This window comes from Fusobacterium ulcerans ATCC 49185, assembly GCF_900683735.1.
Classification (GTDB): Bacteria; Fusobacteriota; Fusobacteriia; order Fusobacteriales; family Fusobacteriaceae; genus Fusobacterium_A; species Fusobacterium_A ulcerans_A.
Window position 1 is genome coordinate 2124146 of the sequence record NZ_LR215979.1, and the last position, 17408, is coordinate 2141553.

Annotated in this window: 15 protein-coding genes and 1 riboswitch; of the genes, 4 read left to right on the top strand and 11 right to left on the bottom strand. The window is 28.8% G+C overall.

Annotation, left to right across the window (positions count from 1 at the left end; all coding sequences use genetic code 11):
* Positions 1-244 precede the first annotated feature (244 nt).
* Positions 245-1273, top strand: a complete 1029-nt coding sequence (mnmH, locus tag E0E45_RS09525; RefSeq protein WP_130890943.1) for a tRNA 2-selenouridine(34) synthase MnmH — start codon at positions 245-247, stop codon at positions 1271-1273.
* 84 nt (positions 1274-1357) lie between these two features.
* Here mnmH and E0E45_RS09530 read toward each other — a convergent pair whose 3' ends face one another.
* Both E0E45_RS09530 and E0E45_RS09535 read right to left on the bottom strand, forming a co-directional pair.
* Complete coding sequence (locus tag E0E45_RS09530; RefSeq protein WP_130890944.1) at positions 1358-2593, bottom strand: aminopeptidase; 1236 nt, start codon at positions 2591-2593, stop codon at positions 1358-1360.
* Positions 2594-2606: 13 nt separating this feature from the next.
* Positions 2607-3248, bottom strand: coding sequence for an esterase/lipase family protein (locus E0E45_RS09535; RefSeq protein WP_130890945.1), 642 nt, complete (start codon positions 3246-3248; stop codon positions 2607-2609).
* A 157-nt stretch (positions 3249-3405) separates the two neighbouring features.
* On the opposite strand from E0E45_RS09535, the gene E0E45_RS09540 reads away from it, so the two are divergent.
* Genes E0E45_RS09540 through E0E45_RS09550 form a run of 3 tightly spaced genes read left to right on the top strand, consistent with a single transcriptional unit; the run spans position 3406 to position 7258 of the window.
* Positions 3406-6168 (top strand): M16 family metallopeptidase, encoded by a 2763-nt coding sequence (locus E0E45_RS09540; protein ID WP_130890946.1) that lies wholly within the window; start codon positions 3406-3408, stop codon positions 6166-6168.
* Between the two features lie 20 nt (positions 6169-6188).
* On the top strand, positions 6189-6518 hold the full coding sequence (locus E0E45_RS09545; protein WP_130890947.1) for a DUF1904 domain-containing protein: 330 nt from the start codon (positions 6189-6191) through the stop codon (positions 6516-6518).
* Positions 6518-7258, top strand: a complete 741-nt coding sequence (locus tag E0E45_RS09550) for a YaaA family protein (RefSeq protein ID WP_130890948.1) — start codon at positions 6518-6520, stop codon at positions 7256-7258. The genes E0E45_RS09545 and E0E45_RS09550 overlap by 1 nt, the downstream gene beginning before the upstream one ends.
* A 52-nt stretch (positions 7259-7310) precedes the next feature.
* Here the strand turns inward: E0E45_RS09550 and E0E45_RS09555 are convergent, their stop codons facing one another.
* From E0E45_RS09555 to nagA, 9 genes are all read right to left on the bottom strand, one after another.
* Positions 7311-9389: a hypothetical protein gene (locus tag E0E45_RS09555; RefSeq protein WP_130890949.1), complete on the bottom strand. Its 2079-nt coding sequence runs from the start codon at positions 9387-9389 to the stop codon at positions 7311-7313.
* 216 nt (positions 9390-9605) lie between these two features.
* Complete coding sequence (locus E0E45_RS09560; RefSeq protein WP_130890950.1) at positions 9606-9884, bottom strand: hypothetical protein; 279 nt, start codon at positions 9882-9884, stop codon at positions 9606-9608.
* A gap of 25 nt (positions 9885-9909) precedes the next feature.
* On the bottom strand, positions 9910-10473 hold the full coding sequence (locus E0E45_RS09565; protein WP_130890951.1) for a hypothetical protein: 564 nt from the start codon (positions 10471-10473) through the stop codon (positions 9910-9912).
* A 9-nt stretch (positions 10474-10482) separates the two neighbouring features.
* A complete protein-coding gene (locus tag E0E45_RS09570; RefSeq protein ID WP_232044091.1) occupies positions 10483-10785 on the bottom strand; it encodes a hypothetical protein in 303 nt (100 codons plus the stop codon).
* A complete protein-coding gene (locus tag E0E45_RS09575; RefSeq protein ID WP_130890952.1) occupies positions 10766-11407 on the bottom strand; it encodes a DUF2589 domain-containing protein in 642 nt (213 codons plus the stop codon). Before E0E45_RS09575 ends, E0E45_RS09570 begins: the two co-directional genes overlap by 20 nt.
* Positions 11408-11454: 47 nt before the next feature.
* Complete coding sequence (locus E0E45_RS09580) at positions 11455-12042, bottom strand: DUF2589 domain-containing protein (RefSeq protein ID WP_130890953.1); 588 nt, start codon at positions 12040-12042, stop codon at positions 11455-11457.
* 83 nt (positions 12043-12125) lie between these two features.
* On the bottom strand, positions 12126-12392 hold the full coding sequence (locus E0E45_RS09585; protein WP_130890954.1) for a helix-turn-helix domain-containing protein: 267 nt from the start codon (positions 12390-12392) through the stop codon (positions 12126-12128).
* Positions 12393-12799: 407 nt separating this feature from the next.
* On the bottom strand, positions 12800-15547 hold the full coding sequence (gene mgtA, locus E0E45_RS09590; protein WP_130890955.1) for a magnesium-translocating P-type ATPase: 2748 nt from the start codon (positions 15545-15547) through the stop codon (positions 12800-12802).
* Positions 15548-15830: 283 nt separating this feature from the next.
* Positions 15831-15992: riboswitch (M-box (ykoK) riboswitch) on the bottom strand.
* Between the two features lie 128 nt (positions 15993-16120).
* Positions 16121-17266, bottom strand: a complete 1146-nt coding sequence (gene nagA / locus E0E45_RS09595) for an N-acetylglucosamine-6-phosphate deacetylase (RefSeq protein WP_130890956.1) — start codon at positions 17264-17266, stop codon at positions 16121-16123.
* Positions 17267-17408 lie beyond the last annotated feature (142 nt).

The following is a 17408-nucleotide window of genomic DNA, read 5'->3' on the forward strand; positions in this document are numbered from 1 at the left end:
TTAAATAAAACTATATATAGTATGAATTTGATTTTTTTATATTTTCGAATTAGCTCAATTATATATACTTTTTCCATACTTTTTTCCCTTTTTTATTTTTTTTATAATTTATTTTTTCAAATATTTCAGTTATAATATATACATATTTTTAATAATAATTTTTTATTAAGATTCCACTCTTTATTGACTTTGAGTCGATAAAAGGTGTATATTATATATATTATGAATTTTGGGAGGATTTTTTATGAATACAATTACCTATAGGGAACTTTTAGAAATGGATAACTACATTTTGGTTGATGTAAGAACTCCAAAAGAATTTGAAAGTGAACCTATCCCCAATGCTGTAAATATCCCAGTTTTATTAGATGAAGAAAGAGCTGCTGTTGGAACAGCTTATGTACAGCAGTCAAAAGAATTAGCTAAAGAACTGGGGGTAAATTTTATTTCTAAAAGACTTCCTGAGATTTTTAAGCAAGTACAGGAACTTTCTTCTAAATATAAAAAAATAGTCTTCTTTTGTGCAAGAGGAGGAATGAGAAGCGGAACTATGTGTTCACTTTTTCAGGCATTAGGATATAAGTGTACAAAGCTTGAAGGAGGATATAAAGCTTATAGAGAATTTGTATATAAGTCAATACCTATTCTCAATGAAAAGTTTAAATATGTCATCATTCATGGAAGAACAGGCATTGGAAAAACTAAAATACTTGCCAAACTTCACGAAATGGGATATCCTGTATTAAATCTTGAAAAAATTGCAGATCATAAAGGTTCTCACTTTGGAGCTCTTGGAGAGAAAAGAAAACAAAGCCAGAAAAGATTTGAAACAGAGCTTTATGAATTTCTTGTTTCTAATAAGGAAGGATATATTCTTGCTGAAAGTGAGAGCAAGAGAATAGGAAATATTTACATTCCTGATTCTGTCTATGATTCTCTTGTTTCAGGATATCATCTGATAGCTGAAACTACTCCTGAACATAGAATAAAAGTTCTTATGGAAGATTATGCTGATGCTCCTGAAGAGGCATTAAGAGAATGTATAATGAAAATCAGCCGTTATACCTCTAAAAAAAATATTGAAAGCTATTTACAGCTGCTCGAAAATAAAAAACTTCCAGAATTAGCAGCAGAATTGATAAAAGAATACTATGATCCTCTTTATCAAAAAAGTATAGACAAATATCAATTTAATCATACAATACAGTATTCAACTATTGATGAGGGTGTAGAAAAAGTTATTGAGTTCCTAAGAGAAAAAGAATTTATATAAAAAATGAAGCTGGTTTATCTATCAGCTTCATTTTTATTTTGGTATATACATTCCCCTGCCAAGGAACTCCATTTTACCACTTTATTACTTTTCAGTAAAGGCAAAATTTCCATTTTTCATTATCAAAGTTTCATTTCCAAGATGATCTATTCCAATTATTTCTAAGTCAGAAGTTCCAATCATAAAATCTTCATGCACCATTGAAATATTTACTCCTTTTTCTCTAAGCTGGCTCTCATCCATTTCACTTCCATTTTCCAGGCAAATAGGATAAGCTTGTCCTAATGCAAGATGACATGAAGCATTTTCATCAAAAAGAGTATTATAAAATATAGTATCTGAATTTGAAATTGGTGAATCATATGGAACAAGAGCTACCTCTCCTAGATAAGTTGCTCCCTCATCACTTTTTAAAAGCTGTTCAAGAGTGTCCTTTCCTTTTTCAGCAGAAAAATCTACAACTTTCCCCTCTTTAAATGTAAGTGAAAATTTTTCTATTAAATTTCCTCCATAACTAAAAGGTTTACTGCTGTAAACTATTCCATTTACTTCATCTTTTTTAGGAAGTGTAAATATTTCTTCAGTAGGCATATTAGCTACAAAATATACACCTTCTTTTGAAGTTTCTCCTCCTGCTGTCCAGATATGCCCCTCTGGAAGACCTATTTCCAGATTTGTTCCAAGGGAATTTTTATATATCAATTTTTTAAATTTCTTTTCATTAAGATAATTCATATTCTTTTTTAATGAGTTTAAATGATTTTTCCATTCTTCTATTGGATCATCTTTATCCGCTCTCACTATTGAGAAAATAAGATCCCATAATTTCTCTTTACTTTCTTCCTTAGTTAGATCAGGAAATATCTTCCCAGCCCAGGCATTAGTTGGCACAGATACTACACACCACTGATTATAGTTATTCATTATTCTGTCATAATGTTCTTTCAATGCTTTGCTTCTTGTTCTTTGATATTTTGCTATTTTACTTTGCTCTACATCTTTTAGTAGCTCTGGATCAGAAGCATATACACTTAAAAAAGCTGCTCCTTTTCTCATATACTCCATAATAGATTCTACCTGCCATTGAGGATAATTTTCAAATAATTCCTCTGCTCCATACAGATATTTATATTTTCCACATATCTCATCATTCCAGTGGACTACTACCTCTTTTGCTCCATTTTTATATGCTTCTTCTACAATTTTTCTGGTAAAATCAGCTGTTTCTACTGGAGAATTTATAACCAGAATCTGTCCTTGCTGAAGATTTATACCAATCTTTACAGCAAGTTCTACATATTTTTCTATCTTTTTTTCCATTTGCTCCCTCCAATTAATCTACTCTGAACTGTCCCTTTGATATAAAATTATTTATATATTTTGCTGTTCCCATTTTTTTATGTATTTCATCATGAACAAGAGGAAGAAAAAGAGTATCTTTTGCATAATCCAACATACATTCTTTAGAATTTACCAGCCCATCATTATATTCTCCCAGCCATTTACTAAATATCCCCTCTGTTTCTGTTCCTATAATCAATCCAATTTCTATTTTTCTATCTATTTCATATTCTTTTTTTCTTTTAAAAAGTTTTAAAGGTTTAAATATAGTATCCAACAGGGGAAAAATTCTTTTTAATCTTCTATGAACAACTGAATCTCTCAGTGGAGCAGCTATCAATACTATTTTATCAACAATATCCTCTGCCTCTTTGTCTTTCAAAGTTTCTTCAATAAGAAGTCCTCCAAGTCCATATCCAATGAGAACAATTTCCTCTTTTTCACTAAGTCCCCCATATTTAAGATCCAAAAGAAAGCTTTTAAGCATATCCACTGAAAATTTTATATCTGGAAAAGTAAGAGGAAAATTTAAATTTTCTACTTTATACCCTAATGAAGCTAAATTTTGTTCCAATGGTTCCATATCTCTGTAATCTCTATGAAATCCATGAATCAATACTATCCTGTAACTCATCTTCTCACTTTCCTTTTTTAGAATTTTATCAAAATTATCTTTCTTTTTTATTATAACATTTTTTAGAGGAACTTGAAGAAAAAAAGAAAAAATTTCTGATATCTTTTAACAAAATTGTGTTATTATATATTTAAAACAACTTTTGAGGTGATAATTAATGTATAGATTTAAGAAATACCTTTTTACTATTTTGCTTTTTATACTTTCTATAACTGTTTTCTCAAAACCTTTGGAAAACAGTCCAAACCTAGTTACTGGAAAACTTCCAAATGGAATAACTTATTATATATACAAAAATAAAAAGCCAGAAGAGAAAGCTGAACTTAATCTTGTAGTAAAAGCTGGTTCTTTATATGAAGAGGAACAGGAGCAGGGGTTGGCTCATTTCCTTGAGCATATGGCTTTCAATGGTACTACAAAGTATGAAAAAAATGATATGATCAAGTATCTTCAATCACTTGGTTTAAATTTTGGTGGAGATTTAAATGCTTATACTTCTTTTGACAGAACTGTATATAAGCTACAAGTACCTTCTACTACAACTGAAGATATAGAAAAAGGTGTAGAAGTTCTTAGAGAATGGGCTACAGAAGTGACTTTAGCACCTGATCAGGTAGAAAATGAAAAGAAAGTAATAATAGAAGAATGGAGATTAAGACAAGGTCTTTCTCAAAGACTAGGAGATATTCATAAAAAAGCCATCTTTGGCAACTCAAGATATTTTGACAGATTTCCTATAGGTCTTACAGAAACTATAAATGGAGCTACTTCTGAAATCCTAAAAGGCTTCTATGATAGATGGTATCTACCTGAAAATATGTCTGTAGTTGCTGTTGGGGATTTTGATCCTGTTCAAGTTGAAAATATAATCAAAAAATATTTTGACTATACAAGTGACAAAAAAGTTACTGTTCCTGAAGATTATAGGCTTGCTGAACTTAAAAATAAATATATAGTATTTACTGATCCTGAAATTACTTACAACACTTTCTATATGACAAAAATATTAGATAGAACTATAATAAATACTGAGGAAGGAATGGAAGCAAGTATTATAGATCAGCTCCTTTTTAATATTCTTAATACAAGATTATCTAATCTTTCTAAAAAAGATAATTCTCCTATTATTGAAAGCCTTGTGTATAAATATTCAATCAACAACCACAGTGATATTTTCAGTGCAGTAGCTGCTATAAGAGATGGAAGAACTGAAGAAGGGGCTGCTCTTCTAAATGCAGCATTAAAAACTTCTATGATAAAAGGAATAAATCAGACAGAACTTGAATTAGAAAAGAAAAATATTTATAACAATTATAAAACTTTAGTTGCAAATAAAGAAAGCATACAGCATGGAACATATATAAATGCTCTTGTGGAATATATTATGTCTGGTGACAGCTTCTTAGATGTAGATAAAGAATTTGAAGTATTTTCAAAAGAATTGGATAAAATAAAATTATCTGATCTTAATAAAAGAATGGAAGAAATATATAACAGCAATACTCTTTATTTCCTTACTGCTCCTTCTACTGGAAAAGGGATTCCTGATGAAAAACAGCTTGAAAAAGTAATGACTGAAAGCAGAGAAGCAAAAGATAACCTATTGGATTTTTCATCATCAAATGTAGAACTTCCTCCTATTCAAGTTACAAATGGAAAAATAATTGAATCCTCTGATGGAAGTTTTAGTCTTTCTAATGGAATAAAAGTATTATCTAAATCTACAGACTTTGATAAGGATAAAATATATATAAAACTATTTAAAAAAGAGGGAAGTTCAGTTGATGCATACCCTGAATATCTAAATTCTATTTTCAGCAGTGATCTTGTAATCAGTTCTGGTGCATCTAACATTTCACCAAATGATTTGGAAAATTTTATGAAAGGAAAAAACTTCAGTCTATCTCCTTATATCACTGACTATGAGCAGGGAATTTCTATTACAACAGATAAAGAAAACCTTATTCCAGCTTTGGAATATATGAGCTATACTATAAAAGAACCTAAAATTGATGATGTAATATTTAAAACAATGATAGAAAATACCAAAGAAGCTATTCTTAATAGAAATAACTCTCCAAGAGCAGTCTATAGTGACGAAATTTCTAAAATATATAGTGGAAATAATCAAAGAAGACTTCCTTTATCTCTTGAGGATTTAGAAAAGATTAATAAAAATGAAGCTTTAAATACATTCAAAAATAAATTTGATGATTTTAATGGATATCAATTATTAGTAGTTGGTTCATTTGATGAAAAGAAACTTCCTGCACTTCTTGAGAAATATTTTGCTTCGTTGCCTAGTAGTGAAAAAGTAATTTCTCCTAAACCACTTGATTTGAATATCCCTAAAGATATTGTGAAAAAAGAAGTGGTAAAAGGAATTGATAAAAAATCAACTGTAACTTTAATATTCCCATATAACAGCACTTATGGAGAAAAGGAAAGAATCCTATACAGTGGTTTTTCAAGAGTATTAAATATAGCTCTTATTGAAGATATAAGAGAAAAAATAGGTGGTGTATACTCTATTTCATCTAAAGTTTCTCTTTCACCTAATAACTTTGGAGAAGACAGAATGACAATAAGTTTCAGCTGTGATACTAAGAGAGTTAATGAATTGACAAAAGCAGTACTGCAAGTTATTTCTGATATGTCCAACAAAGATATAGATCAAAAGAAAATAGACAGTATTATAAAAAATTATGAACTTTCATACAAGAATGAATTGAAAGAAAATGTGTTCTGGCTAAATTATTTCTACCAAAAATCTACTGTTGACCCAGAATATAAGGTTCCTACACCAGAAGAATATGCAAAAATAATGCAGAAAAAAGATTTAATGGACTTTGCTAAGAAAGCAATAAACTTAAATAACTATATTGATGTAACTTTGATTCCTGAAAAGGAGTCTTTATAATAAAAATTTAGGAGGGAATTATGCCACATTTAAAAGTTAGAGGAATGGATAAAAAAGCTTTAGTTGAAAACAGCAAGGAGATAATTGATGGTCTTACTGAGATAATCAAGTGTGACAGAACTTGGTTTACTATTGAACATATGGATACTGAATATATCTATGATGGAAAAATAGTAGATGGATATACATTTGTTGAACTATACTGGTTTGAAAGAACTCCAGAAGTAAAAGCTACAGTTGGAGAATTTTTAACAAGAGCTATAAAAAAAATAAATGGGGATAAAGACTGCTGTATTATCTTCTTCCCACTTCTTGGAGAAAACTATTGTGACAATGGGATATTCTTCTAATGAAGATTATATTCTCCCCAAGCAAAGAGATGAGAGATAGTGAGATATTATCTCTATCCTCTTCTCCTTTATTTTTTAAAGAAAAAAATAATAAACTTTTGAAAAAACTTCAATCCTTTTCAAAAGAAGAGATTGCAGAAATTATGAAAATTAAGGGTAAACTTTTAGATGAAACTTTTAAAAATATAAAAAATTTTGATTCTTTAAAAGAGATATCTGCATTTTCATTATACAATGGAGTTTCATTTAAAAACCTAGAATTAGAAAAATATGATAAAAATAATATTGAGTATGCTGAAAATACTCTACTTATTCTTTCTGCTTTTTATGGAGTTTTACATCCTTCTAATTTTGTCAAAAAGTATAGATTGGATATGACTATGAAACTAAATTCTTCCTCTTTATATTCATTTTGGAATAATTATGTTACAAATTATATCACAAATCTTTTACAGAAAGATTCTGATAAAATCCTTATAAACCTTGCTTCAGGCGAATATTCTAAAATGATAGAACGAAAAAATTTTCTTTATAGAATTATTGATATTGATTTTAAAGAAAATAAAAATGGAAAATTCCAATCAGTGAGCAGTTTTGCAAAACAGGGTAGAGGAAGTATGCTTAATTATCTTATTAAAAACAAAATTAATGATGTAGAAAAAATCAAAGAATTTTCTGAGCTTGGATATTCAATTAACATTGAATTATCTGATAAAGATAAATTTATTTTTACTCGATAATACTAAAATGAAGGGACTGTTGCAAATTTAAAACAGCCCCTTCATTTTTTATTTATATATTATAAATAATAAGTGTGATTAACATTATTATAAAACTTGATAAAAACCAAAATAGTTTTTTCAGATTAAAAATATATTTATATTCTATTTTTTTATATTTATAGAAAAATACAGTTAAAACAGTTATCAATAGCAATGCATACAACAAAAAATAGTAATAATCCAAATATAAAAGTTCATCTGTTGCTATATTATCTCTAAGGCGACTTTGAGATAATATAACTGTAAAGAATAGCCCTGAAGATGATCCTAAAGTAAATTCTGTTCTTTCATTCTCTTTTCCCTCTTCTATTAAAATCAATATTCCAAATATCATCGATAAAATAATAAAAACTGGAAGAAGACTTGAAATAAATGGGGACAGCATATTCCTTTTTAAATAAATATTAAAAACAAGTTCTTGCTCTAGGTCAGAAATTTTATTAAAGCTGAAAAAAGTTCCTATCATGTTCCAACCATTTAGGACAATATCTTTTCTGATTCCATGATTAGCTGACATCAGCATTCCTTCAGGATATTCTGTAAAATCTGGAACTACAACTTTTCCTTCATCCATGCCTCTTCCCTGCATTTTTAATGAAATTACATTACTTTCAAGAGGATACTTATAATAATTAAATTCCTCTCTAAGAAGCATTAAAAACTTTTTAGTAACAATTCCATTTTTCTCATTTACAACCCATTCACTATATTCTACAGCATCTGGAAAGAAAATATCATATTTAGGTTCACTCTCATGTTGGATTGTTCCTGTCATCTTCACATTATTTGCTTCTTTAAATTCTATTGATTCTATCTGTAGTTTTACAGTAAGGTCTTTGCTTAATTTATTAGTCCATAAGTAATTATTTAAAGCTTCCTTATTGTTTATTGTTTCAAATTTCTTCATCTCTTCTTTTAACGAACAATAATTTATTGTTCCTATAAAAGCACATACAAGAAGTATTTGTATTCCTGACACTAATGCTATTTTTTTCCAAGATATTTCTTTTAAATTCATTACAAGATAACTTCCTAAAAATAGTGAGAAAAATATTATCATTAAAAATAAATCTGTTTTTATATCTATTATTCTTCCCACAACAGATTCCTCATCTATAGTTACTATTCCTATATATAAAGGTATTTGTGAAAAATATTTATATCCCATAATTGAAGATTGAGATGTTACTTTATTTTTACTTACTCTTGAAAAATATTCTGATGGATTTTTTTCATACAGCACTTTTGCAGCTTTATTTAAATTCTTATCTTTATCTATTAAAGCCTCACTAAATAGATCCATTCCTAAAAGTTCCTTTTTAGGATGATATATATATCTTGTTGAGGGAGATATTAAAAATAAATACTCATATCTTTTAAATTCTGGAGTTTTAAGAAGAGTTTTTAAAAATAAATTATAATTTTTTATTTCTAAATAATAAATTTTTCCATTTTTCTTCTTGTAAAATCTCATATTTTTTCCAGAAATTATTGGATATTTTAGTGATTCACTATAGTATTTTTCCTTCAACTCATCAAGTACTTCTTTAGAAAAAATCATTCTATAGTCATTATTTACTGCTACTATTCTAGTATTTTTTAAATTTTCATTTTCTAATATTTTTTCTATTTCATTTAAAGTACTTAATTCCTTAGACAAAATTCTTTCTAATTTTTTATTATTTCTCTCATTCTCTTTTGATATAATTATCCCATTGTTAATAATTGAAGAAAACTTTTCTCTAACATATGGCAACTTATATATTGTGTAATTTTGATTTATATTTGTCTTAGGTTTATACATAAGATAATTTTGAAATATAGTATTATAATTAATTTTCTTTTCATCTATCTCTTCCCATTTAAAAGTTTTTAAATACATATCTAATTTTTTTTCTGCCAGTGATAATGAGTTTTCTATTTCATTATCTAAATTTACTTTTTCGTCATATATTACATAAAAAAATCTTCCCATGAAAAAAAGCGATAAACATATAAAAATAAATAATACCAAATTTTTAATTTTTTTTACTTTGTTATTGATTTTCAAAAAATTCTGATCTTTTTTTCCTCCTTCTAAATTCTCCATCTTTCCCTCCATTATTTCAAAAAATCAAGTCCTATTTAAATCCAGTTTTAAAGTCTATTTTCCCCATTTATAACTATTATTTTTTAAATTAATAACAAGAGTTTAATAAAAATTTCACAAAACATTCTTATTAAAGAAAAAGCTGGATAAAACATCACTTTTATCACAGCTTTTTATTATTGATTTTCAATATTCAATTTTTATGAAATTACTTTACTAATCAGCTACTGCCAAAGTTTTTGGAAGGACAATTCCTCTTCCATCTCCCTCTTCAACAGTTCCTGATTTTGTTATTCCATCTTCTGTCCAAATAATATATAAAGATTTTCTTCTGCCTACAAAAGGATCTCCAGCAATATCATTTCCAGCTTTAAATTCTATTTTTCCAGTTTTATATCCAGCTTTTATCTTTTCAGTTACATCAATTGTTTTTTCATGGTATCCATATCCTGCAAAAATAATAGTATTCTGCCTTAATTTATTTATTATTTCCATAATTTATCCTCCTCAATTTTTTATTTTACCATTCTCTCTCTATATTATTCCATCTTCTTTTGACATCTTCTGGATGCTCTTTTCCCCATTTTAGTCCTAATTTAAAGTTAAGTACATCATCTGGTGTCAATAGTGGTTTTAACTGTAGCCATTGATGCATTTTTCCACCTTTGCTTAGATTAAATTGATTATGGTAATCTACTAAATGAACAAAAGTTTTTTCATCCATATCAGGAAGTTTTTCCAATGATGAAACATGTGTTATCATTTTTTTTATATGCTCTGCATCAAGTTCATCTATCTCTTTTCTATGGGCTTTTAATTTTTCATTCAATGGAGCTATATCTTTATCCAATCTTAAAAGTTTATCCATCTCTGCTTGTGTAAACCCACATTTGTTCTTGAGGAAATTTCTAGCTGCTTCATTATGTTTCACATCAAACTGACTTCTTCCAAAGCTATATCCAGATATTCCTCCAGCAAAACTAAATTTACATATAACATTTTCATTTCCACTTATTTCATTTAAAGCTATTACTCTCATAACTTTTTTGGTATCAATAACTTCACATATGTCTTTAACTTTCATTCTTACCTCCTATTTTTTAGTAAGTATCAGCTTTATATTATTATCTTTTTTAATGATTTCATAGTTAAATAATTTTCTTCCTTCCAAACCATTCTTTATATCTTCTATTATATCATCATTTTTAAAGGAAAAATATATTTTAGCTGAATAAAAATTATATTTTTTAAGTGTATTTTCTAAATATGTTATTTCATCAGCTATGTAGAATATTTTTTTAGAAAGATCCTTTCTCTTTTCTTCAGGGGTTTTATAAAATTTTCTTTTTATCTTTTGGAAGAAGTTTTTGATTTTTTTATTCATCATCTTCATCATATAAAGCTTTTTTACGTTTTTTCTTTAAAGAATTTTTTTTCTTTGGCACCTCTTCTATTTCTTCTTCCTCTTCTTCAATCTCTTCTTCATTTTCTTCTTCATTTTCTTCTGTATCAAACATAGTATATATGAGAGGTCTGTTTCTAAATTCATCCATTATTCTTTCTATTCCTTCTGGATTATCCTGTTCTTCAAATTTTAATTTTATTCCTATATTATTTGAAGTTCTTCCTTTAGTATTATCACTAGTAGGAGCAAGAGTAACCTCAAAACTTGTTCTGTCAGCATATCTTACTTCATCTTCTTCAGGAATCCCATCTTTAGTTTTTACTTTTCCCTCATCTATTCTAACATTGAGATCTATTTCTATTTCTTTAAGCCTTAATCCTTTAGGTTCTGTTAAAGCTAAAAGAGGGATACTTGCTTTTTTATTATCTTGCACTTTAAAATTATACATTATAGGGTTGCCATCTTCATCAAAATACTTGGCTATAGACTCAATATAATGATTATTTAATATTTGCTGAGCAGCGTTAGCTGAATAAAGAAGCCCTCTTGTTATATCTGAAAGAGATTGGTCATTTTGTGACTTTCTAAATTTCCAAGGATAACATTTTATCATTTTCTCCTCCTTTTATCAGGGAGCTCTAATGAGCTCCCATTAAATTATTATGCAGCTGTTTCTTGAGTATTTATAATACTCTCACTATTTCTAGGTGCATTTCCATCTGTTATTTGAGATGGTTTTGTTACATCATTAGTTATTGCCTCAATTATTCTCATTAATGGTTCTGGAGTATCCTGTTTCCTAGCTTCTACATGGAAAGTATATTTAGATCTTGTGTCTGATTTTCTTGTTTGTTCTGATTTATGTGATACACTACCACTAAATTTTACTCCAAAACATCCTCCTGAAACACTTGCTCCCACATCAGTAGAGCTTGTACTTGTATCTGAAGTTGAAATTTCCATTTCAAAATCTATTGTAACCAGTTCCATTGATAAATTTGGAATCCCTGTCATTGCAATAAATGGTGCAGAGATAGTTTTTTCTACTTTTTCTCCATTTTCAACTGCTGAATAGTTAAAATTAACGTTTTTTACATTGCCATTTTCATCAAGAGCCACCTCTTTAATAAAACTATACATAGAAGCACTTAATTGCTTTTGTGCATCTACTACTGCTACTAATGGACTTGCTACTAACGATTCTATTGGTATTGCTTTTAATTGATTCCCTGTAAATGTTTCTGCCATATTAATTCCTCCATTTTTTATTTTTTCTCTAGAGATAATTGGATTATATACCTTCGCTTATTTTATACCAAATTTGTAATATATTATTTTTTTTTCTTTTTGTTTGAACTATATGCTTTAAAAAATATTTCCATTCTTTTCATAAAATTTATATCTAATATTTCACAAATTTCTGCAAGCAATTTTATATTCATTTCATTTCTGCAATTCTCATAACAACTTACTGTTTTTTGTGATATCCCCAATTTTTGCGAAAACTCCTTTTGAGTATATTTTTCTTCTCTAGTTTTTTTTATTTCCTGAACTATTTCCTCATAACATTCATCATAAATCATTGTCCATTTACTCATATTTCCTCCAAGCTATCTATATTATTAAATTCAATATAGAATATCAAATTTTTTAGATTCTCTCTAGAGATATATGAATTATACATTTCTTCGATTCCTTTACCAAATCTGTATGGTTAATTATTTTTTAAAAGATTTTATAAAGTATTTTCATTTTATATTGATCGAGAATAATTTTGTAAACTATATTTTTGCTAATATTCTCTATTATTTTTTTTATATAAAAAAACTCTTTTTCATAAAATATTTTCTTTTTATTTTACAAAATTATAGAATCAAATAAAAGTTTTTATAATAAATTTAGAAAATAAAAAAATCTTGATAAAATTTTAATTCTTTTAATGTAAATAAATTAAAATATATTTTACTAAAAAAGGAGTGAAAAACTCCCACTCCTTTTTTTAATTTTATAAAAGCTCTCTATAACGTTTCACATATATCTTCTTTAGGAATGTAACTAATACCATATAAAGAATAACTGTAGCTATAAGGAAAGGCCAATATACAGCTGGCAGTACTGTAAGTCCTATCATTTCTCCAAGTTTTGTATACGGAATTAATGAAAGGAATAATATTCCACTGCAAGTAAGCAAAGTTACTGACAATGAAGCTCTGCTTTGAATAAATGGAATTTTTGGTGTTCTTATCATATGGATAACCAATGTCTGTGTCCACATAGATTCGACAAACCACCCTGTTTGAAACAAAGCTATAAACATAGTTCTCATTGATTCATCTGATGCTGGAATCATATGATAAGGAAGCCCCCCTGATACAAACATTGGACATATAATAAAATAAAGTACAAGATATGTTGTTATATCAAATATTGAACTTGTAGGTCCTATCCACAACATAAACTTTCCAACAGATGAAGCATCCCATTTTCTTGGTATTCTTAAAAATTCATCATCTACATTGTCCCAAGGAATAGCAGTACATGAAAGATCATAAATCAAATTCAAAAATATTAATTGGACACTCATCATAGGTAAAAATGGAATAAATGCACTTGCTGCAAGTACAGAAAACATATTTCCAAAATTTGATGAAGCTGTCATTTTTATATATTTTATCATATTGGCATATGTTTTACGTCCTTCTATTATTCCCTCTTCAAGTACCATCAGATCTTTTTCCAAAAGAATAATATCTGCTGATTCTTTAGCAATATCCACTGCTGTATCCACTGATATTCCTATATCTGCTGCTTTCATAGCAGCTGCATCATTTATTCCATCTCCCATAAATCCAACAGTATGTCCATTATCACGAAGTATTTTTACTATTCTGGCTTTTTGATCAGGAGAAAGTTTTGCAAAGACACTTATATTTTCTGCAGCTTTTCCTAATTCATAGTCACTCATTCTTTCCAAATCAGAACCTAAAAGTATTTTTTCTACTTTAAGTCCTACCTTTTGACATATACTTCTTGTAACTTTATCATTATCTCCTGTTAAAATTTTAGTAGTTACTCCATACTCTTTTAATGCTTGTATAGCTTTGGCTGTAGTTTCTTTTGGAGGATCAAGAAAAGCAAGATATCCTATGAGAACCATATCACATTCATCTTTTACTCCAAAAGCTCCTACTGGAGAAGGATTTGTTTTCTGTGCTACTGCTATAACTCTCATTCCATCTTCATTAAAATTATCCACTGTTTGAAGAATATCTTTTTTTAATTCATCATTCAAAAGTTCTACATTACCTTTATATTCCACATATTTACATATAGAAAGCATTTCTTCCACTGCTCCCTTAGTAATCATCTGTGTTTTTCCACTGCCATCTTCAACAACTACTGTCATACGACGACGAGAAAAGTCAAATGGTATCTCATCTACTTTCTTATACATTTCATTTAATTTTTTCAAAGAGATATCTTCACTGCTCTCTTCTTCTGTTCTTTGGATTATAGACACATCCATAAGATTTTTAAGTCCTGTCTGATACCAGCTGTTAAGAAAAGCATGACGAAGCACACGGCTGTCCTCTTTACCATGAACATCCATATGATATTCCAACACTACTTTATCCTGTGTCAAAGTTCCTGTTTTATCTGTACAAAGAATATCCATAGCCCCAAAATTCTGAATAGAATTGAGATTTTTTACTATAGTTTTTTTCTTTGACATAGATACTGCACCCTTTGCCAAACAAGTAGTCACTATCATAGGAAGCATTTCTGGAGTAAGCCCTACTGCTATAGATACTGCAAAAAGAAATGCCTGTATCCAATTTCCTTTTGTCATTCCATTGATAAAAAATACCACTGGAACCATTACCAGCATGAAACGAATAAGTACCCATGAAACTGAATTTACTCCCTTTTCAAAACTTGTAACCACTGGCTCTTCTGATATCGATTGTGCCATTGAGCCAAATATAGTATCATCTCCAACAGAAATTACTACTCCAGCTGCTGCTCCACTGATGACATTACTTCCCATAAATGCTAGGTTATTGTATTCAGTAAGAGTTTCTCTCTCTTCTTTTGCCACTTCTGATATTTTCTCTAAAGGTTCACTCTCTCCAGTTAAAGCTGACTGACTGATAAATAAATCCTTAGCTTCAATGATTCTCATATCTGCTGGAATCATATCTCCAGCTGCAAGATGTACTATATCTCCAACTACAACTTCTTCCAAAGGTATCTCTTTTTTTCCCTCTTCCATTCTTTCTACACATGTAGTAGTTGTAATCATTTCGAGAAGTCTTTCTGCTGCATTATTGCTTCTTGCCTCTTGTATAAAACGAAGAGCTCCTGATATCAATACCATAGTTAAAATTATTGTTACTGTCATAATATCCACATCTTCAGGAGTATTATGATAAATAGGAAGAATAATATCTGTTATTCCAGAAACTATTGCTAAACAAAAAAGTATTGCTGTAAAAGGATTTATAAAAGCATCACATATCTTTTTGAAAAGAGATTTTTTCTTTCCCTGTGTTACTTTGTTTCTTCCATATTTTTCTTTAGAAAATTTTATTCTTTCCTTTGTTATTCCTTTTGCTGTGCTTCCTAATCTTTTTAATATGTCAGCAATATCATTATTTGCTGCATATTCCATTCTTGCATTTACCTCATCTCTATGAACTAATTTTTCTGTATTTTTTCTTAGATGAGTTCTTTTCATTTTTTCTTTCATCATTGGTCTGTTCCTCCTTTACTTTCTAATAAGTTTTTGAAAGCAAGCAAAACATAACTAAAAGAACAAAGATTATATATTATATATTTTTATAGAGCAGAAGGACAGACATTCAGTCTCATCTATTCCACTCATACTCTGCCCTTTCAGGTCTGTACTGTTGCTATTTCCCGTGTCCATCCTTCTCACCTCTCTACTTTCTAAAAATTATTATCAATAAAAAAATCCCATACCAAAGCAAAAACAATGGTATGGGAAATATCCCAAATATAAAATCACCACTACATGATTTATGCCACCGTTTGAGCTTTAACTCTGCAGGGCGGTGAAATTGCATTAGATGATACCTTGGTTTCGATATCGCCTGTTCAAACCAACGCATAGTGTCTCCACTATTTTGCGGCAGCAATCCATATCCCTGTAGTAGCCTTACCTACCGGATCTATTTTATTCATGTTTATTGTAGATGTTATTCTTACTTTTGTCAAGATCTTTTTTTACATAAAAATTAAAATCAGCTTCTTTTCAAGAATAGGTCATCTAAATAAATTTTATTTTATATTATTTTTTATCTTTTTAAGCTTGATATTTTAATTTACCTTTTACAAAAGTCATATTAACAGAATAATCTCCATTTAATACAACAAGGTCAGCATCTTTTCCTTCTGAAATTTCTCCAGTATTAAGACCAAATTCCTTAGCTGCATTTGTACTTGTCATTTTAACTGCATCAAAAATACTGTATCCTAATTCAATAACATTTTTAAATGCTTTATCTAAAGTAAGAACACTTCCAGCCAATGAATCATTACTTACAAGTCTTGCCTGACTGTCTTTTACATAAACATCAAGTTCTCCAAGTTTATAATTACCATCAGGAAGTCCAGTTGCACTCATAGCATCTGTAATACATTCTACTTTATCTACACCTTTTGCTTTTAACAAAAGTCTTACCGCTTCTGGATGTACATGTATTTTATCAAATATAATTTCTGCCATTACAGCATCATTAGTTAATACTGCCCCTACTACTCCAGGTTCTCTGTGAGTAAATCCTCTCATTCCGTTATATGTATGTGTTGAGTGACTTAATCCAGCTTTTATAGCTTTTTGTACATCATCAAAATAAACTGCTGAGTGCCCGACAGAAACTATTACTCCATTTTCTTTTAAGAATTTGATTGCTTCAAGAGCAGCATCACCTTTAGGTGATAATGAAAATAATTTTACAAGTCCTGGTTTTACATTTAAATACTCTTTTATCTCTTCTATTCCAGCTGGTTTCATATATTTTTCATTTTGAGCACCTTTGTATTGTATATCAAAATATGGTCCTTCCATATGAGCACCAAATATATTTGCTCCATCTAATTCTTTGTCCTGCACTTCTCCTATTTTTTCCAAAACATTTTTTAATATTTCTTTTGTACTTGTAAGAGTTGTAGCAAGGAAGTTAGTAGTTCCATGTTTTACCACAAATGATGAAATAGTCTTTAATGCTTCCACAGTTCCATCCATCGCATCTGCTCCATATGCTCCATGAATATGTGCATCTATAAATCCTGGCACTACATATTTTCCTTTTAAATCTATACCATTTTCATATAAAGGATTTTCATTTTCTGTTATTTTTTTTATTTTACCATCTATTACTAATAAATCTCCTGAAACAATTCTATTTGCCAAAACAAATTTCCCATTTTTTAAAAGTATTTTTTCCATATACCTCATCTCCTCTTGGGGGTTTGAATTTTAAAAACATAATTTTTTATTTATAATAATATTTTATTACATTTTCTATTTTTTCTCAACCATTTTTTTATTCTTGCCCAAAAAGAAACTTCTGCATATAAATAATTTCCTC

Excerpts from the sequence above, each read along its gene's own strand:
- E0E45_RS09545 (WP_130890947.1), top strand. The coding sequence starts at position 6,189 with ATGCCACATTTAAAAGTTAGAGGAATGGATAAAAAAGCTTTAGTTGAA.
- E0E45_RS09540 (WP_130890946.1), top strand. The coding sequence starts at position 3,406 with ATGTATAGATTTAAGAAATACCTTTTTACTATTTTGCTTTTTATACTT.
- nagA (WP_130890956.1), bottom strand. The coding sequence starts at position 17,266 with ATGGAAAAAATACTTTTAAAAAATGGGAAATTTGTTTTGGCAAATAGA.
- mnmH (WP_130890943.1), top strand. The coding sequence starts at position 245 with ATGAATACAATTACCTATAGGGAACTTTTAGAAATGGATAACTACATT.
- mgtA (WP_130890955.1), bottom strand. The coding sequence starts at position 15,547 with ATGATGAAAGAAAAAATGAAAAGAACTCATCTAAGAAAAAATACAGAA.
- E0E45_RS09535 (WP_130890945.1), bottom strand. The coding sequence starts at position 3,248 with ATGAGTTACAGGATAGTATTGATTCATGGATTTCATAGAGATTACAGA.
- E0E45_RS09550 (WP_130890948.1), top strand. The coding sequence starts at position 6,518 with ATGAAGATTATATTCTCCCCAAGCAAAGAGATGAGAGATAGTGAGATA.
- E0E45_RS09530 (WP_130890944.1), bottom strand. The coding sequence starts at position 2,593 with ATGGAAAAAAAGATAGAAAAATATGTAGAACTTGCTGTAAAGATTGGT.
- E0E45_RS09565 (WP_130890951.1), bottom strand. The coding sequence starts at position 10,473 with ATGAAAGTTAAAGACATATGTGAAGTTATTGATACCAAAAAAGTTATG.
- E0E45_RS09560 (WP_130890950.1), bottom strand. The coding sequence starts at position 9,884 with ATGGAAATAATAAATAAATTAAGGCAGAATACTATTATTTTTGCAGGA.
- E0E45_RS09575 (WP_130890952.1), bottom strand. The coding sequence starts at position 11,407 with ATGATAAAATGTTATCCTTGGAAATTTAGAAAGTCACAAAATGACCAA.
- E0E45_RS09570 (WP_232044091.1), bottom strand. The coding sequence starts at position 10,785 with ATGATGAAGATGATGAATAAAAAAATCAAAAACTTCTTCCAAAAGATA.
- E0E45_RS09580 (WP_130890953.1), bottom strand. The coding sequence starts at position 12,042 with ATGGCAGAAACATTTACAGGGAATCAATTAAAAGCAATACCAATAGAA.
- E0E45_RS09585 (WP_130890954.1), bottom strand. The coding sequence starts at position 12,392 with ATGAGTAAATGGACAATGATTTATGATGAATGTTATGAGGAAATAGTT.
- E0E45_RS09555 (WP_130890949.1), bottom strand. The coding sequence starts at position 9,389 with ATGGAGAATTTAGAAGGAGGAAAAAAAGATCAGAATTTTTTGAAAATC.